15 protein-coding genes are annotated in these 16470 nt (G+C 37.3%); 6 read left to right on the top strand and 9 right to left on the bottom strand.

The genetic code is table 11. The features are described from left to right. Positions 1 to 52: 52 nt before the first annotated feature. The 3 genes from BS85_RS11260 (at position 53) to BS85_RS0103400 (ending at position 1344) form a co-directional block, all read left to right on the top strand. Positions 53 to 247 (top strand): hypothetical protein, encoded by a 195-nt coding sequence (locus BS85_RS11260; RefSeq protein ID WP_156938029.1) that lies wholly within the window; start codon positions 53 to 55, stop codon positions 245 to 247. 75 nt (positions 248 to 322) lie between these two features. Further along, positions 323 to 667 carry a hypothetical protein gene (locus BS85_RS0103395; RefSeq protein ID WP_156938030.1) on the top strand — a complete coding sequence of 115 codons (345 nt, stop codon included), beginning with the start codon at positions 323 to 325 and terminating at the stop codon, positions 665 to 667. 176 nt (positions 668 to 843) lie between these two features. Continuing rightward, positions 844 to 1344 (top strand): methylated-DNA--[protein]-cysteine S-methyltransferase, encoded by a 501-nt coding sequence (locus BS85_RS0103400; RefSeq protein WP_034551066.1) that lies wholly within the window; start codon positions 844 to 846, stop codon positions 1342 to 1344. Positions 1345 to 1533: 189 nt separating this feature from the next. On the opposite strand, the gene BS85_RS0103410 is transcribed toward BS85_RS0103400, so the two are convergent. The 4 genes from BS85_RS0103410 to BS85_RS11265 form a co-directional block, all read right to left on the bottom strand. After that, entirely contained in the window at positions 1534 to 1746 is a 213-nt protein-coding gene (locus tag BS85_RS0103410) for a hypothetical protein (protein WP_026943570.1), read from the bottom strand. Between the two features lie 23 nt (positions 1747 to 1769). Then, positions 1770 to 3005, bottom strand: a complete 1236-nt coding sequence (locus BS85_RS0103415; RefSeq protein ID WP_026943571.1) for a malic enzyme-like NAD(P)-binding protein — start codon at positions 3003 to 3005, stop codon at positions 1770 to 1772. A gap of 110 nt (positions 3006 to 3115) precedes the next feature. Continuing rightward, positions 3116 to 5161, bottom strand: coding sequence for an AsmA family protein (locus BS85_RS0103420; protein WP_034551068.1), 2046 nt, complete (start codon positions 5159 to 5161; stop codon positions 3116 to 3118). A 42-nt stretch (positions 5162 to 5203) separates the two neighbouring features. Beyond that, positions 5204 to 5377, bottom strand: coding sequence for a hypothetical protein (locus BS85_RS11265; RefSeq protein WP_156938031.1), 174 nt, complete (start codon positions 5375 to 5377; stop codon positions 5204 to 5206). Between the two features lie 232 nt (positions 5378 to 5609). Between BS85_RS11265 and ileS the strand changes: the two genes are divergently transcribed. Continuing rightward, positions 5610 to 8405, top strand: coding sequence for an isoleucine--tRNA ligase (gene ileS, locus BS85_RS0103430; protein ID WP_026943574.1), 2796 nt, complete (start codon positions 5610 to 5612; stop codon positions 8403 to 8405). Between the two features lie 8 nt (positions 8406 to 8413). After that, positions 8414 to 8542 carry a hypothetical protein gene (locus BS85_RS12040; protein WP_273214006.1) on the top strand — a complete coding sequence of 43 codons (129 nt, stop codon included), beginning with the start codon at positions 8414 to 8416 and terminating at the stop codon, positions 8540 to 8542. A gap of 101 nt (positions 8543 to 8643) precedes the next feature. Here the strand turns inward: BS85_RS12040 and BS85_RS0103440 are convergent, their stop codons facing one another. From BS85_RS0103440 to BS85_RS0103460, 5 genes are all read right to left on the bottom strand, one after another. Further along, on the bottom strand, positions 8644 to 9360 hold the full coding sequence (locus BS85_RS0103440; protein WP_026943575.1) for a restriction endonuclease subunit S: 717 nt from the start codon (positions 9358 to 9360) through the stop codon (positions 8644 to 8646). A gap of 169 nt (positions 9361 to 9529) precedes the next feature. Next, positions 9530 to 10984, bottom strand: coding sequence for a restriction endonuclease subunit S (locus BS85_RS0103445; RefSeq protein ID WP_026943576.1), 1455 nt, complete (start codon positions 10982 to 10984; stop codon positions 9530 to 9532). Then, complete coding sequence (locus BS85_RS10185) at positions 10981 to 11745, bottom strand: hypothetical protein (RefSeq protein WP_051604666.1); 765 nt, start codon at positions 11743 to 11745, stop codon at positions 10981 to 10983. Before BS85_RS10185 ends, BS85_RS0103445 begins: the two co-directional genes overlap by 4 nt. A 154-nt stretch (positions 11746 to 11899) precedes the next feature. Continuing rightward, a complete protein-coding gene (locus tag BS85_RS0103455) occupies positions 11900 to 13981 on the bottom strand; it encodes a type I restriction-modification system subunit M (protein WP_026943577.1) in 2082 nt (693 codons plus the stop codon). Positions 13982 to 14124: 143 nt separating this feature from the next. Next, positions 14125 to 15633: an MFS transporter gene (locus BS85_RS0103460; protein ID WP_026943578.1), complete on the bottom strand. Its 1509-nt coding sequence runs from the start codon at positions 15631 to 15633 to the stop codon at positions 14125 to 14127. Between the two features lie 146 nt (positions 15634 to 15779). Here BS85_RS0103460 and BS85_RS0103465 point away from each other — a divergent pair, with 146 nt between their 5' ends. Then, positions 15780 to 16265, top strand: a complete 486-nt coding sequence (locus BS85_RS0103465; protein WP_026943579.1) for an Rrf2 family transcriptional regulator — start codon at positions 15780 to 15782, stop codon at positions 16263 to 16265. Positions 16266 to 16470: the final 205 nt, after the last annotated feature.

Consider the following 16470-nt stretch of genomic DNA (forward strand, 5'->3'; position numbering starts at 1 on the left):
AATAATGATTCATCATAGCTTACAAAATGCAGCTTAAAGGCTTTGCAAAGGCTTGACAAAAGACAAAAACGCCCACGCCACATACCGCCATAATCGCAAGACTTTTTTGCAACAAACTTGTAAGCTCCTTTTGCCCCCTAAAGCCTTGTTTGTAAGCACATTATGCGAAAAAGGCAAACTCTTGTATCTTTGCTCATTCCTTGCAATGACGCAAGGCAATCCACCTCGTCATTGCGAGAAAATTTGAAAAATTTTCGTGGCAATCTATAAGTTGATTCTTTAAGGATTTCATTGCAGAATACTTGATAAGCGTAATTATGGATTGCTTCACTTCGTTCGCAATGACAAGGTGGATAGAATCTTGAGTGTGCTTGATATGGATTGCTTTTATTTTATTTCTTGTAAGGACAAAGTAGCTAATGGAATCTTTGGGGTAGTTGTAAGGGGATTAAACTACTTCTTATCCTTTAAATCTTTGCAAGTTCTTGTGGAGACAAGAAGTGAAATACCAATCATTTCTTTTTTGGGATTTTTGGATAATTCTCCTTTGAGTTTCTCTAAAGTTTTATTTCTGAATCCTTTTGCTTTTCTTGTGTATCTCATTCCAAAAGGATTCCTAGTATTCTTTTTAGATAAAAAGAGAGAATTTATTGCAAAGAATTACTAAAGGGAACAGGTGGTGAATTGTTGGCTTTATCATCAGGAGACATTCTGATATATTTTCACATTTTTATGTGTTGCAAATTTTAAGCCCTTTTTAATTATAATGCCCTCAAAGAGAGATTCTAAAGGATATAACCTATCCTTTGCCTTGTCAAGATAAGAAACAATAGGAATTCCCCAATGATTTATACGCAGCAGTTTAGCTCTCCGCTTGGCATAATTACGCTTATGAGCGACACAAACGCATTGCTTGGATTATGGTTTGAGGGGCAAAAATACTTTACCCCGATAAAGGATTCCATACAAAAACAAACGCAGGTTTTAGTGGATACGCAAACTTGGCTAGAGATTTATTTTAGCGGGGAGATTCCATCTTTTACTCCCCCTTTATCTCCACAAGGCACACTCTTTAGAGAATCTGTGTGGAAGATTCTGCGGACAATTCCCTATGGACAAACAATGACCTATAAAGAAATTGCACACAAACTTGCATTTCAAAGGGGTATTGCCAAAATGTCTGCTCAAGCAGTCGGTGGTGCAGTAGGGAGAAATCCTATTGCACTCATTATCCCTTGTCATAGGGTAATAGGAAGCGATAAAAGCCTCATAGGTTATGCTGGGGGACTAAACCGCAAAGCGTGGCTGTTGGAGCTAGAAAGGAAATCCATAAAAACTATCTAAACTTTTGCTCCTTTCATCTAAACATATCCTCAAGGATTCTTTGTGTTTGCTTTGAGAATCTGCAAAGAAAAAGGAGAAAAGGTTGAGAAGATTGCGATTTAGGTTGGCAAGAAATATGTATATCAAGCAAGTTTTAGGATTTAGTTTAAGGATTTCCTCCATTGAATCTCGTAGATTGGAATCCAAAATTTAAGATTCTAATCCTTGTATCACAAAACGTTCGCCCTCTAAAATGATAGGATAGGAATTCCTAGTATCAAGGTCTATTAAGAAACATTCATCGCTATTTTCTAATTCATACCGCTCTTTAGGATATAAAGAAAGCCTCCTCTTAACCTCCTCCAAATCCTCGCATAATGCACTAAATCCAAACATTACAAGCTTATAGGAAAACTCTTCCATTGATAGATTGACTCCTCTTAACTTTAGGATTCCAAACTTTGCACCCTAGCCACACCACTATCAATCGCAGCTTGGGCTACGGCGTTGGAGATAAACTCTTTTAAGCGCGTGTCAAAGGGGCTTGGGATAATGTATTCTCTCCCAAACTCAAACTTTCGCCCGTGAATTTTCTCTAGCTGCACCTCTAAATCGTTGGGAATTGGCATTTGCGCAAGTTCCGCAAGCGCACGCGCACAAGCAAGTTTCATCTCCTCATTGATACATCTTGCACGCGCCTTTAGTGCGCCTTTGAAAACATAGGGGAATCCTAAAACATTATTGATTTGGTTGGGATAATCACTCCTACCTGTCGCAATAATCGCATCAGGACGCACCTTATGCACAATCTTTGGGTCAATCTCTGGAATCGGATTGCTCATTGCAAAAATCATCGGATTAGGATTCATTCCTAGAATGTCTTTTTCGCACAAAATATCGCCCCGTGAAAGCCCAAGCAAAATATCTGCACCCTCCAAAGCCTCTTGATAAGAACCCACTTCATAAGGAATCGCAAAGTCTTTTTTAAACCCATTTAAGTCCTTTCTGGAAGTCGTGATTGCACCTTTGCTATCAAACATAATGACTTCTTTTGCGCCAAGATTCCGAGCCATTTTCGCACACGCAATCGCCGCACCTCCTGCACCCAAGACGACAATTTTTAAATCTTTCGCGTCCCTATTTGTGATTTTTAATCCATTGATAATGCCCGCAGTGGAGATAATCGCCGTCCCGTGCTGGTCATCGTGCATAATGGGAATATCAAGAATCTCTTTGAGCCGTGATTCAATATAAAAACACTCGGGGGCTTTAATATCCTCTAGGTTGATTCCGCCAAAAGTCGGCGCAATGGAGCGCACCACTTCAATAAATTTATCTGGGTCGGTTTCATCTACTTCAATATCAAACGCACTTATATCTGCAAACTTTCTAAACAATGCGGATTTGCCCTCCATTACAGGCTTTCCTGCGAGTGCGCCGATATTTCCAAGCCCTAAAACCGCTGTGCCATTAGAAATAACCGCAACAAGATTGCCTTTTGCGGTGTATTCATAAGCCGTGTGCGGGTCGCGTTGAATCTCCTTGCAAGGAACTGCAACACCCGGTGAATAAGCAATAGATAAATCGTGTTCATTGTCAAGTTTCGTGCGTGTGGTAACTTCAATCTTGCCCCCTTTGTGATAAGGGAGTGCGTCAGGGTAGGTTTGTTTTAAATCTTCCATAGTTAAAAATGCCTTGAAGAGGATAAATTGTCAGAATTTAAGCAGAATAAAAATAAAATCGCATTTAAACTTACTTAAATAAAAATAAAATCTTTCAAATAAATGATTATTTAATGAATTTTTGGCTGATAAATATTGCCATACAATCTAAGTTTTTTGGTATTTTGATGGTGTTGAATTAGCAAATTTCCCTCTAAATTCATTTTGTTTAAATTTGTAACAATTTTAGGAGATTGGATTTTGAGATTTTGAGATTTTGGATTTTTTGTATCGTTTTTGGATTGGAGAAAAACTGCGCTGTGTAATTGGTTGTCGGAAAAAAGTTGATTACGAATAAAGCCATTCCAAGTATTATGCGCTAGATTCCGTTGTGTTGCTTGATTTAGATTGCGCAAAAGTGCGGTATTTTGGAATCTTGCATTCAAAATATCCAAGTTAATTTGACGCGTCTTGTCCGCGAAATTTTCCTTGAAATTTAAGTTTGTGATTCCCTTAAAATAATGTGGAATCTTTGGAAAAATTGTATAAAATTGTGTGTCGCTTAAATGGTTTAATTGTAAGTTTAAGCCCGTTTTGCTTAGGGCGAAGCTAAATGAGTCTCCTTGATGTTTGGAATCCTCATTAGCTACGATTTCTCCCTTTAAATTCAAAGATTCATTGGTTGCAACTCCTTGTGCATTCAAAGTGCCTTTGAGTAAGCTTTTATTGCGGTAAGAGAAATTTTGAAGTTTTTTAAGTGTAATTTCTTGAGGTATTTCAAAGGTAAGAGGTTGCAAGGAAATTTTACCCTCTTGGCTTTTTAAATCCGCAGAATTAGATATTAAGGAATAATTTATGATTCCCTTGCCTTGTGCCAACTCCACTTTGGATTCCATTTGAAATACTATGGCGGGAAACCCTATAAATGTGTGCATTTCTATTAATGGGCTATTAATTAATAAATTTTGGCTTTGCATTGAGACAATCCCAGAGATTCCACTCGCAAAATCACGCAAATCCAAGTCAAGATTTAGCACCCCGTGTAAAAAAGCAGGTTGATTAAAAAGCGCAAAAAGCGCACTTGCTTCTAAATTTTGACTTGTGATTTTAAATGTATTAACCTTTAGGTTTTGCAAGTTTAGGCGAAAATCTAGCGGGGATTGCTCCAATGTCATTGCTCCGCTTATCAGCATATTTTTTATATCACCTTTTGCGATTCCATTTGTGCTTAAAGCACCGCCTAGAGGAATCCCAAAAAACGGCGAGAATGGTGAAAGGTTTTGAAAGTTGAGATGAAATTCTGTATTTGTGGCTAATGTGATAAGGTTGCTTGTGCCTTTAAGCGTAAAATCCCCGACACTAGAATACATTTTTAGATAATGCTTTAATGTATTGTGTTGAATTTCGCCTTGTAGTTCTCCCATAAAGCGTGTGGGCGGAATCGCAAGATCAAAGTGAGATAAAAACTCCTTTGCTTCCAATTCCCCACCCTCTAAATTCACATTGATTGTTCCATTATAGAGATTATTTTTTAAATCCTCTCCCCCGATATTCTGAAAAATAGAGCTAGAAGACAAAGTATCGCGTGTTTTGTCTAGTTTTAATTCAAGACTTAAGATTCCATCGCCATAGGGTGCTTGGTGAAATAACGCAAAAAGGGCGGCAAGACTTGCATTCTTTGTGTGGAGATTCAAACCTTGCAATTCTAAATAAGACCAATAGGAGATTAAATCGCTTTGAGAATCCAAAAGATTGCTTTGTGCTTGCAGTTTATAGTGCGCAAACTCTCCGCTAAATTCTCCCTCTATCCAAGAATTATCGCTAAAATACAATGTCTTGTTTGCTATTTTTGTGCTAAAGCCTTTAGAGTTTAATAAAAATTTTCCTTTCAAATTACGCAAAAACAGGGAATAATCACTCTCTAAGAATAATTCTAATTGCCCATTGTGCGCTGTGGCTTCTAAAGAAAGATGTGATGGGGTGATTTTAAAAGACTTTGCCTCCCATTTGAAATGCGTTTGAGATTCCAAATGTGAGAGTAAAAAATCCCTAATATAGACATTTCCAAAGGGAGAAAATAAAAAGGCTACCAAACCAAGACAAAGGATTAGAAAAGCCAAAAAGACTAAGAAAGTTTTTCTGGCTAACAAAAACTTTGGATTCACTTCTTGTTTCATAATGGATTGCGCCTCTAAAAGTTACTAGAGATTCTTATTGAATTATTGCCCACAACGTTTTTTGCATTGTTCTGCCGCCTGTGTCCCCTTGCCATATTGTAAATTACAATTTTGCAGACAGCCTTTGGTTTTCATCGCTGCGCACATTCCGCGCACTTTTTCACATTCATTGAGGCATATTGCTTGACTCTTGCCCTCTTTGCGGCATTGATTCAAACAATCTCGCTTTACATCATTGCAATTAGAGCTATTATATAAAAAGTTTTTCTCCTCTTTGCTACAACCATAAAAAATAAAAATTCCGATACAAAATAAAAAAATAATAAAAAAGCGATAATGTTTCATAGATTAAGTGTAATCAAAAATTAGTTAAAAAAACTTAAAAATTAGGCACTTTTAAAAGAAATCAAGGTAAAATCTGCCTTCATTGTCAAAACAAAGGAATTTTATGGATTACAAAGATACTCTTGTGCTACCTGCGACAAGTTTTCCTATGCGCGGAAACTTACCACAAAACGAACCAAAAACCTATTTATCGTGGGCAAAAAGCAATCTATATGCAAAAATGCTCCAAAACCGCCAAAATGCAAACACAACTTTTAATCTCCACGATGGACCGCCTTACGCAAATGGGCATATTCACATTGGGCACGCATTAAATAAAATCCTAAAAGACATTATTGTAAAGCAACATTATTTTCAAGGAGAAAAAGTATTTTACACGCCCGGTTGGGATTGCCACGGATTGCCTATTGAGCAACAAGTGGAGAAAAAAATCGGCAAAGAAAAAAAGGACACCTTGCCCAAAACAAAAATCCGCGAATTATGCAGAAATCACGCGCAAGAGTTTGTAGGAATCCAAAAAGAGGAGTTTTTGCAATTAGGTGTTTGGGGAGATTTTGAGAATCCCTATAAGACGATGGATTTTGCCTTTGAAGCAGAGATTTACAAAGCCCTTTGTATCATCGCAAAAAAAGGACTTCTAAAAGAGCGCAGTAAGCCTGTATATTGGAGTTGGGCTTGTCAAACCGCCTTAGCAGAAGCGGAAGTAGAATACGCCGAAAAAGAGAGCGATTCTATCTTTGTTGCCTTTGCTTTAAAAGAGGACGCACTCCAAGTGCTAGGGGTAAAAGAAGCTTTCTGTGTGATTTGGACGACGACACCTTGGACACTACCAGCAAATAGTGGAATCGCACTGAATCCTGAAGAATCCTATGCACTAACGCAAGACCATAAAATCGTGTTAGCTTCACAAGTAGAAAAACTCGCACAAATGGGCATTGTAGAGAATGGAATCCTAAAGACTTTTAAAGCGCAAATTTTAGAAAACAAACACGCAATCAATCCTCTAAATGGCAAAGATTCTAAGATTGTCTTAGGAGAGCATGTGGCTGTGGGCGAGGGAAGCGGTTGTGTGCATACTGCACCCGGACACGGAGAGGACGACTACTTTATCGGTTTAAAATACCATTTGCCTGTGTATATGCCCGTAGATGACAAGGGTTGCTTTGATGAAACACTCATTAGGGAGCAGTTGTTTTTCAATCCCGATGAGTTTGTGGGCAAATTTATCTTTGATACCCACGCAAGGATTCTTGAGTTGCTAGGCAAGAATCTGCTAAGACACACAAAAATCAAGCACTCTTACCCGCATTGTTGGCGTTCGCACCAACCCGTGATTTTTCGCGCTACGGCGCAATGGTTTATCCTAATGGACGAACCCTACACAAAAGAGGGCAAAACTCTGCGTCAAGTGGCATTGGAGCAAATCCAAAAAACGCGATTCTACCCAGAACACGGAATGCGCAGAATCTACTCTATGATTGAGGACCGCCCGGATTGGTGCATTTCACGGCAGAGGGATTGGGGTGTGCCGATTGCGTTTTTTAAAGATAAGCGCAGTGGTGAGATTCTTTTAGATGCGGAAGTTTTAGACTATGTAGCAGAGATTTTTGCAAAAGAGGGTTGTGATGCGTGGTGGAGCAGAAGCGTAGAGGAGCTTTTGCCACCAGAATTTAAAAACCAAAGTGCGCATTTAGAAAAAGTGCATCATATTTTAGATGTTTGGTTTGATAGTGGAAGCACTTGGAAGGCAGTTTTGGAATCTAATCAATATGCAAGTGGGAGCTATCCTGCGAGTATGTATTTAGAGGGAAGCGACCAGCATAGAGGGTGGTTTCATAGCTCCTTGCTCGTGAGTTGTGCAGTCAATGAGTATGCGCCTTATCAAAGCATTCTCACACACGGCTTCACAATGGACGAAAATGGCGAAAAAATGAGCAAGTCTAAGGGCAATGTGATTCTGCCTGAAAAAGTGTTAAAAGAGTTTGGAAGTGAGATTCTACGCCTTTGGGTTGCGCAAAGTGATTATCAAAACGACCAAAGAATTTCAGAAAATATCCTAAAGCAAGTGGGAGACAATTACCGCAAAATCCGCAATACAATCCGCTTTTTACTTGCCAATGTGGAATCCCTAGAATCCTTAGAAGTGGGGCATTTCTCACAAATTGATTTGTGGATTTTAAAATCAGCTAAAGTTTGCTTTGATAATGTCCATACGCTTTTCTTAGAATACGAGTTTTCCAAAGGTTTGCAGGAGCTAAATTATTTTCTCAATGTGGAGTTAAGCGGAATCTATCTTGATATTTGCAAAGATAATCTTTACTGCAACGCGCTAGATTCTAAAGAGCGCAAGGCGGCGCAAAGTGTAATGGCACTCCTTTGTGGGCGATTGTTTGGGCTTCTAGCTCCGATTCTAACTTATACGATTAATGAGGCTTTAAACCATACGCAAAGTAAAGCCTTGCTTGAGTGTTGCGGAATCGCGGGGATTCAAGATAAAGCAACAGCGGTGCTTGAGGTTCTCTATCAGCCACTGCCCTACTTTGAGAATCCAAGCTTGGATTTTGAAAAATTGCTTACTTTGCGCTCACATTTCTTGGAACAAATTGACAATCTTAAAAAAGAATCTAAAATCAAATCCACGCTAGAAACGGACTTGATAATCCCTCCTAAAATGGCGGAATTTAAAGAGTTGAATCTATGGCTTATGGTGAGTGCGGTGCGAAGTGAGAACGAAAATTCTAATGTGTTAGCAACCTTTAGTTTTGAGGGAGAAACTTATTTTGTTTGCCAAGCTAAAGGACACAAATGTCCGCGCTGTTGGCAATTTATTTCTATGAATGAGAATGAGCCTTGTGTGCGTTGTGCTGGAGTTTTAGCAGATTCTAAAGTGGAATCTTAAGGGCAAGAATGTTTGAAGGATTTTTTGATTTAACGCAACCTGTGGGGCTTGATGAGACTTGGGTTAGCATTTTTGTTGTGTGCTTTCTAATGTGGCTTGGCTATGCGGTTTTGAAGTCTCTAAAAAATAGAGAATAAAGACATAAAAGGCATTATCGCGATTCTTTTGCGGCGGAAATGCGTAAAGCGAGAGGATTTGTTTAGTGTTTGAATCTCAAAGGCAATGGGGGTTAGGTGATTTAAGGCAAACTTATTTTTTCCTCCACCTTTGCTTTAGCTTTCTCTAATAACTCTTTGCTTTTTGCTCTTAAAGCAAAGCTTTGGGTGATTTTGGATTCTATTGTTTCTTGAATAGAAAGTTCTAGTAAGGGGATTAAGAGGTTTTTAATCTCACTTATTTTCCAATGCGCGATAATAGAGCCTCCGCTATCTCTTTGTGATTGAAGTTTAGTAGGCAATGCATTTAAAACTAAGCTTAGATATTGAGGCAAGATAAGAGCTTGATTTTTAATTGTTAGATGCAAAATTGCCCCGCTTGTAACGCACTCTAAATCGTTCTCTAGGCAATAGCTAATCCCCACGCTCCCATCTTTACTAAGTAAAATTGTGTTTGCTTTCGGATAAAGTGATTCTAACTCACCTTTTTTGAAATCCTTAGAATCTAAAAATACTTCACTTTGACTTATGCCAAATGGGCTAAGATTGCTTACCCTTATAAAGGGGATTCCACTTTCTCTATATGCTCCACTACCGGGCTCTATGGATTTCTTAATTGCTACTATATCCTTTAGTCTCGCATAAGGTTTAGATTTTATTACCGCTTCGTTTCTTTCATACTTAACTTGATAATATTCTGAATCTAACCTACCGCTTACACCAAAGCTTTGACTTAAAGATTGAATGCTGATATTAAGTTTTTGGGTATGTGAATTTTTGCTAAATTTAAAAGATTCCACATTTTTATCAAAAGATTTTTTAGAAAAAGATAAGGTTTTTAAACCTAGCAGATTCTCTAAAAGCTCCCATTCGCCTAAGCGATAAGCCCTTTTAGAATCGCGTAATTTTGCTTTGATTTGTGGGAAATAGATTCTAAAGATTTGGATTCTAAAGGCTACAAAAGAGGCATTATTTACCCCCCCCCCCGATAATAGCGGATTCTACTTTTGCTTTAGCTTCGTTTAAAAGCGCTTTTGCTTCAGCCCTTAAAGTAAAACTTTGTTGAATATGAGAAGCAATAGAATCTTGAGTGTTGGGATTAATTTTTGGGATAAGGATATTTAAAATATCAGAGGTAGCAAGATTTGTTTGAACTCCCCCTGTGCCAATTCTCTCAAATTGTAATTTGCATAAAACAGAATTTAAAAGCAAAACCAACACATCGGCATTAAAATTATCAATACTAATTTTTAAAATGCGTTGATTTACCATAGCTTGTAAATTTTCTCTCACCACACAAGATAAACCGATACTACCAGACATTGAAATTAAAACATCTCCTTTTTTAACTTTATCTTTTGGACTTAAAGAGATTGCTTCATCATTGAGATAAACAGCATTATTCATATCTAAATTTGCATTTTTAATATTATTTATCCTAATAAGTGCCAAATCCCCATTTTCTAAATATTCATTGCTTGAAAATGCAAAGCCACCAGAAAAGCTAACCACAATATCCTTTAATTTGCAATATCCATTAGTATAGGTTTTAATCCTCTTTTCTATCTCCTCATACTTGACTTGATAATATTCAGAATCTAGGCGTCCTATTTTTAGGAAAGATTCTTTTAGGGTAGCAATGCGAAAGTTTATGTCATTGCTATGAGATTGCAAAATACTTTGCAGTGGATTTTGTGGGTTTAATCCAAGTTCAGTATAGAGCAAATCCTCTGCTTCTTTATATAAGGCTTTGCTTTGTTCTAGGGCAAGGTGAGAATCTTTTACAAGCTTTTCAATTTCTAGTTGAAAGGGCATAGGGAGCAGGGGGATTTTGATTTGTTTTACTTCCTCTAAATTTAAGTTGAATTGCCCAGTTGGTCGTGCCACCCTTTTAATCTGCAACAAGCTATTTTTTGTTTGCAAAACGATAAATAAATACGAATTTGAAACTATTTTGTTGATTACACGACAAAAGGCCATTGCTTGAGTTATGTTGGCATTATTAAATTGTTTGGGTATTAATGCTACTCTACCTATAACTTCTGTTGTTGCTCCAACAATATTGATTAAAACATCTCCTTCCTTAAGTTGTGTATTTTTCATCTTTATGTTAGTGTTTTTGTCTATATAAAAATAGTCATCAGTATTTGACAAAATAGAATTTCTAATATTGGTAGTTTTTAATAATATTACACCATCTTTTAAATTCTCGTCTCTATCTTTTGGAGTTATTCCACTCCTTATTAAACAGAACTTTCCTAAAGGTAGATAAGTTTGTGTTTTCTCCTCATTCTCCAAATACTCCTTTTTAAAATATTCACTATCAATCCGCTTGGTTGCATTATCCCTTTTCACTTCACTAAGTTTTAGCACACTTAGCTCAAGATGTGGGAATTTTTCTTGTAAGATTCCATTAAGGCTCATCTTGATTCCTTATAGTTATACTGCAATGTGATAGCAGTTGAGACTTCACCTATATTGATTGCTTCCTCTAAATTATAACCTAAACGCAAAAGTAAAATCTCTAGGTCTTTTTGAAATTTAATTTTTGTAGGTTTATTGTGAAAAACATCATTTCTTGCTGTACGGATTTGACTTATTTTTGTAATCAAATGTTCTTTTGTGCCATAGCTTGGTAAAGTTTGATCTTTATAGATTTTCTCATTTTTAAAGACAGAAGCAAACTCACTCCAATGCTGTTCTAAAATTTCTTGCAAGTCTATTAAATAAAAACAATCAAAGATTCTCCAAGTAGTTTTTTTGCTTTCCTCCAAGCCCTTACATCTTCGCTGGACTATTTTTAGAAGTTTTGCGAAAGCTGACGAAGTATTAGAATTTATAGGCTGCAAAAACCAATCATCACAAGTTTTGTTGTATAAATCTGCAATTTTTACTGCTAATGTGCTACGCAAAGCATTTTCAAAACAATGTAAAAGCAAAAAATTTGCTTGATGAAATTTTCTTTTTTTGGTGTATAAACGCATAATAAGCGAAAAAATATCTGTTGTGGGATATTTGGATAAAATAGCTTGTGCCTCTTTACAAGCTCCCCAAAGGTAAGCAAAATGCAAAACGCAAATGCTTCTTTTAATGCGATTTTCAAAATCTTGTGTTAAGAGTGTGGGATAATTAACAAATAAATCTCTAATTTTTGTGTATTCACTCTCTTGCAAAGAAAAAGACATTTTTGCTCTCCTTGTTAATGTTTTGTTAATGATTATTATACTATAATAACCCCAATTTAGAGAGCTAACCTGCCGATAGTTGCGGGGAACTCTTAAGTGAGAGGCTACTCTAAATTTCTCTATCATTTTACCTCAAACTTCAAATTTACAATACTTACTCCCTCCAAAAACTCAGATTTTCGCTTTTTGCAAATTCTATGAACGCTTCGGCGATTCCATCTGATTGTAAGTCTTTGTATTTTTCACAATTTGCTTTATATTCTTGCATTCTTTGCTCAAATGCTTCCTCACTCTCGCCCTTTTGTAAAATCGGCTCATCACCCTCTAAATGTGGGTGAAACAAATCGTGCTTGACGATTAAATGTTTGTGTGAGTCTAGCTTTTCATAGTAGATTTTCTCGCCTGAATTATCCTTACTAGGCAGACTTTGGGTTGCAAAGAAAATATTATAATCCTCTTGCTTTGGGCAAAGCTCCCCACCTTTTCCATCATCTCCACCCCATTTTTGCAGGAATAAAACGCTTGTTTTTGTGCCTGTATGAGGCTTAAAGACATTTTGATGTAGCCCCACTACTGCTAGGATTCTAGCCCTTTGTGCTATAAATTCTCTTATATATTTATCGCTTGAATTATTGAATCTCCCTTGTGGTAACACGATAGCCATTCTCCCGCCCGGACGCAACATATCAAGATTTCGTTCAATGAACAAAATATCGCGTCCCACCTTGCTTTGTGTCTTGCCATTCGCGTTTTTGCCTAGTTCATAACGCGCTAGAATCTTGCTTTCTTTAATATCTCCCGCAAAAGGCGGATTTGCCATAAGAATATCAAAGTTAAAATCTCTATTTTCATTTTTGCTTGCCCTTAGTTTCTTCAGCCCTTTAAAGCCCTCATTATACACATCGTTCCAATCCTCATTTTTTGTCCATTCCTCCCATTGCATATAGTCAATAGAATTAAGATATAACACATTTGTATGCCCATCACCCGCGATTAGATTGAGCATTTTTGAAACTCGCACACTTTTTTCATCAAAATCCACACCAAAGATTTTTTCTCTCACATAATCCTCGCATTCTGGAATTTTTTTCTCTGCTGTAAAAAGATGACTTGCTTCAATACCTTTTTGCTTATAAATATTTTTCCACACATAAAAGCAAGTATGAATCGGGAATCCACAGCTTCCACTTGCGGTATCTATCATACTTTCTTGCTTTTTAGGATTTAGCATTTTTACACACATATCAATCACATAGCGCGGGGTAAAATACTGCCCTTTCTCGCCTTTAGCAGATTTATTGACAAGATATTCAAACGCATCATCAATGACTTCTAAATTAGAATTAAAAAGCTTAACTTCCTCTAGTGAGCCTATGCAAACACTTAAATGCGAGGGGCTTAGACGGATTTTCTCATCATCGCTAAACACGCCCTCCCATTTTTTCTTTGCTTTAGCAAAAAGTTTTTCTATTTTTTCTTTTAGCTCTGTATCAGATTCACCATAATTTTTAAATTCTAAATTCCTTTGTGCATCTCTTGCACCCTCTAACTCATCATAAAGCTTGATAAAGATGAGTTTAAATACCTCTTCAAACACATCAACCCCAGCATTTGCTAAAACCTCATCTTCCATATCCACAATAATCTTTTTTAAACTTTTCTTTTGTATCTTTAACTTGTCTTTTTCAATCAAATCTGCAAAGGTAAAATTGCTTTGCAAAATATCTTTAAGGCTTTTATCGCTTGTAGGGATATTAGGGATTTCTTGAAAATAATTCGGGTCTTTGCGATGATAATAACTAATTTGGCTTCCATTGCTCCATACCGCCATAGTCGCACCTGTGGCATTGCAATAGCCTTTAAGCTGCTCTTTGCCATCTTTGAGTTTTGGCTTTTTAAGCTCAACAATAATATACGCGCTTGTGATTTGAAGTTTATCCATTACCACAATATCCGCTCTTTTAACCTCACGCCCAAAATGCACAGCATATTCCACTTGAATCCTGCTTTTTGGATATTGGTATTCATTGATAAGTTTATCAAGGTAGAGTTGGCGGATAATTTCTTCTGGAGTAAGTTTGATTTCTTTATTGCGGATAAGACAAGGGGCGTAGTAGGCTAAAGCACCCGCCTTTGTCTCTTTTGTGATAGTCCTTGATTCTAAACTTTTAATAGAATCTTGGCTAAATAGCTCTAAAGCATAATCTGAATCCAACAAAATATCTTGAAGTTTCATCGCCTTTTTATCCTTTTTTTAGGATTTGTTGTTCTCTTAAATTTATTGCAAAATTCTGCGATTCTATCAAAAACCTACTTGAAATTTACTTTGTTAGATTCTCTTAAAGTGGCATTTGATTTACACATATTATCTTTGCGTGGTTAATCCCTTTTTATTCTCCCAAGCAATCTCCAAACACCTAAGCTTAAAGTAAGGCTTATAAGCCCCAAGATTCCTAAAGTATAAGAAAAAGATTGCAGATAAATAGAGGATGCATTTGCAATAATTTGAGAATTTTCAACCAAACTAAGATTTCCACTCGCGATACTTTCTACAATGGGATACACAGAATCTTTACTATCCACAAGATAGGAGAGATTTGCGGTAATAAACACCACCATAAGTGCGCCATAGAGGCTCACTCCCACCGCTTCAGAGCCTAAACGCAGGGAATTAAGCGCTCCTGCTCCTAAGCCACTTTTAGCAGATTCTACACTCCCAAGAGCCAATCCATCAATCGCCCCTGCGTGTAATCCCATACCACAGCCAATAACAAAAAGCACTAAAAGCGTCATTATCTGCAACGTAACACCGCTTAGAGTATGCAAGATGATTAAAAGTGCAAAGATTCCTAAGCTCATCATCAAAGACATTGCAAGGGCAAGAGCTTTAGAATCTACCCCTTTGTTTAGCATTTTTCCTGCAAGAATGGGACAAAATAGTATAGGCGCAGTGAGGGAGAGCATAAAAAGCCCAGAAAAAGAGGCAGAGAATCCAAAGTTTATAGAGAGAAAAGTAGGAAAATAAGTGAGTAATACGACAAAGCTAAATCCAGCAATCACCGTTACAAGGCTAAATCCCAAAAACGAAGTATTTTTAAGCACTTCAAAGTCTAAAAGCGGTTGAGGAATGTGTAAAGTAGGATTTGGTATAATGTTTTTATAGTGCAAACTTCTCTCTTGTACCCCAAAAACTATCCCTACAATGATACAAAAAGCTAATATTCCAAGTGTTTGAGGCTCTTTGAAAGCGTGGATTTTGGTAATAAAAAGCATAAAGCTTGACATAAAAGCAATAAAGAGAAGCGCACCTATTTTATCAAACTTAAAGGCTTTTTGTTGTTTTTGTGGGTCTTTTGGCAACATAGGAGAAAGGAGCAAAACAGCCCCAAGTGTGAGGAAATGAAAGACAAAAATCGCCCTCCACGCAAAAAGGTCAATGAGGAATCCACTTAATGTGGGTCCTAAGGTAATGCCAAGCCCTGCGGTTGTGCCAAAAAATGCAAAGGCTTTCACTCGTTCCTTGTCTTCAAAAGTGCGAATTAAAATAGCACTTCCACACGCAAAAACACTCGCCCCGCCAATCCCCGCTAAAGCTCTACCCACATCAAGCCAAAGCAGGCTAGGAGCGAGAAATGAGAGTATTGAGCCTAAAAGATAGGTTGCCACCCCAGCAATAAGACAAGTTTTTGCACCTAATCTATCACTTATAGCACCCCAAATGAGCGTAAAACACGCAAAAAATAGATTAAAGCTATTCACAACCCATTGTAAGAGCGTGGTATCACTTCCAATATCCTCTGCAATATAGGGTAAGGCAATAGCTGTGCCAGAAATAGAGCTAGGCACGACAAATACAGCAAGTAAAATAGTAAAAAGAATGAGATTCATTGGGACTCCTTGATTTTTACCTTTTTTAATGTAATAAATAATATTACAACTAGGAATAGCGGAAGTATAAAGTAGTTTTGTTGTAATGTCAAGTATTACAATATAATCTTATGCTATAATGGCGCAAATTAATAAAAGGGTGTCCTATGCAAATCCCCTCACGCTTTAGTGTCGCTATCCATATCTGTTTGTGTTTAGAGTTTTTCAATGAGGATTCAGAATATAATGCAAATACTAACAAAGCCCATTGTAAAAAGATGACAAGCGAGGCTCTAGCGGATTCTGTGGGAGTGAATAGCGTGATTATCCGCAATATCCTTGCCCAACTTAAATCTGCGAGTTTAGTAAGCGTGGCACGAGGCAGTGGTGGAAGCGTATTAAGCAAAAAACCGCAAGAAATAAGCCTTTTAGATATTTTTAATGCCGTGCAGTCTATGGGCGGCAAAGAGACTAATGGCAAAAATAGACTTTTTAAGTTTCACGCTAATCCTAATACGCTTTGCCCTTTGGGCAAAAACATTCATCTTATTTTGGATTCATCTTTTGAAGAAGCGCAAATTGCCTTAGAATTTTATCTTTCAAAGGTAAGGTTAAGCGATTTATTGAAAAAATTGCAAAACTTGCCATTGTAATGGGGCTTGGCAGATAGAATCCTTAAAGGTGTAATGGAACTAAGTGTAGCTAATCCCGTTTTTACCTCTCATACCCCTCAATGCTTTTTAGCACTTTGGCGGGGTTGCCTCCATAGGCAAACATAAGATTTCCCAAACGCCCTTGATGATTCTACTTCTCTCTAGCTCCTCCCTAAAATACAAGTAATAAAAGCCCTCATTGCGC

Origin of the sequence: Helicobacter rodentium ATCC 700285 (assembly GCF_000687535.1) — a bacterium.
GTDB lineage: Bacteria > Campylobacterota > Campylobacteria > Campylobacterales > Helicobacteraceae > Helicobacter_D > Helicobacter_D rodentium.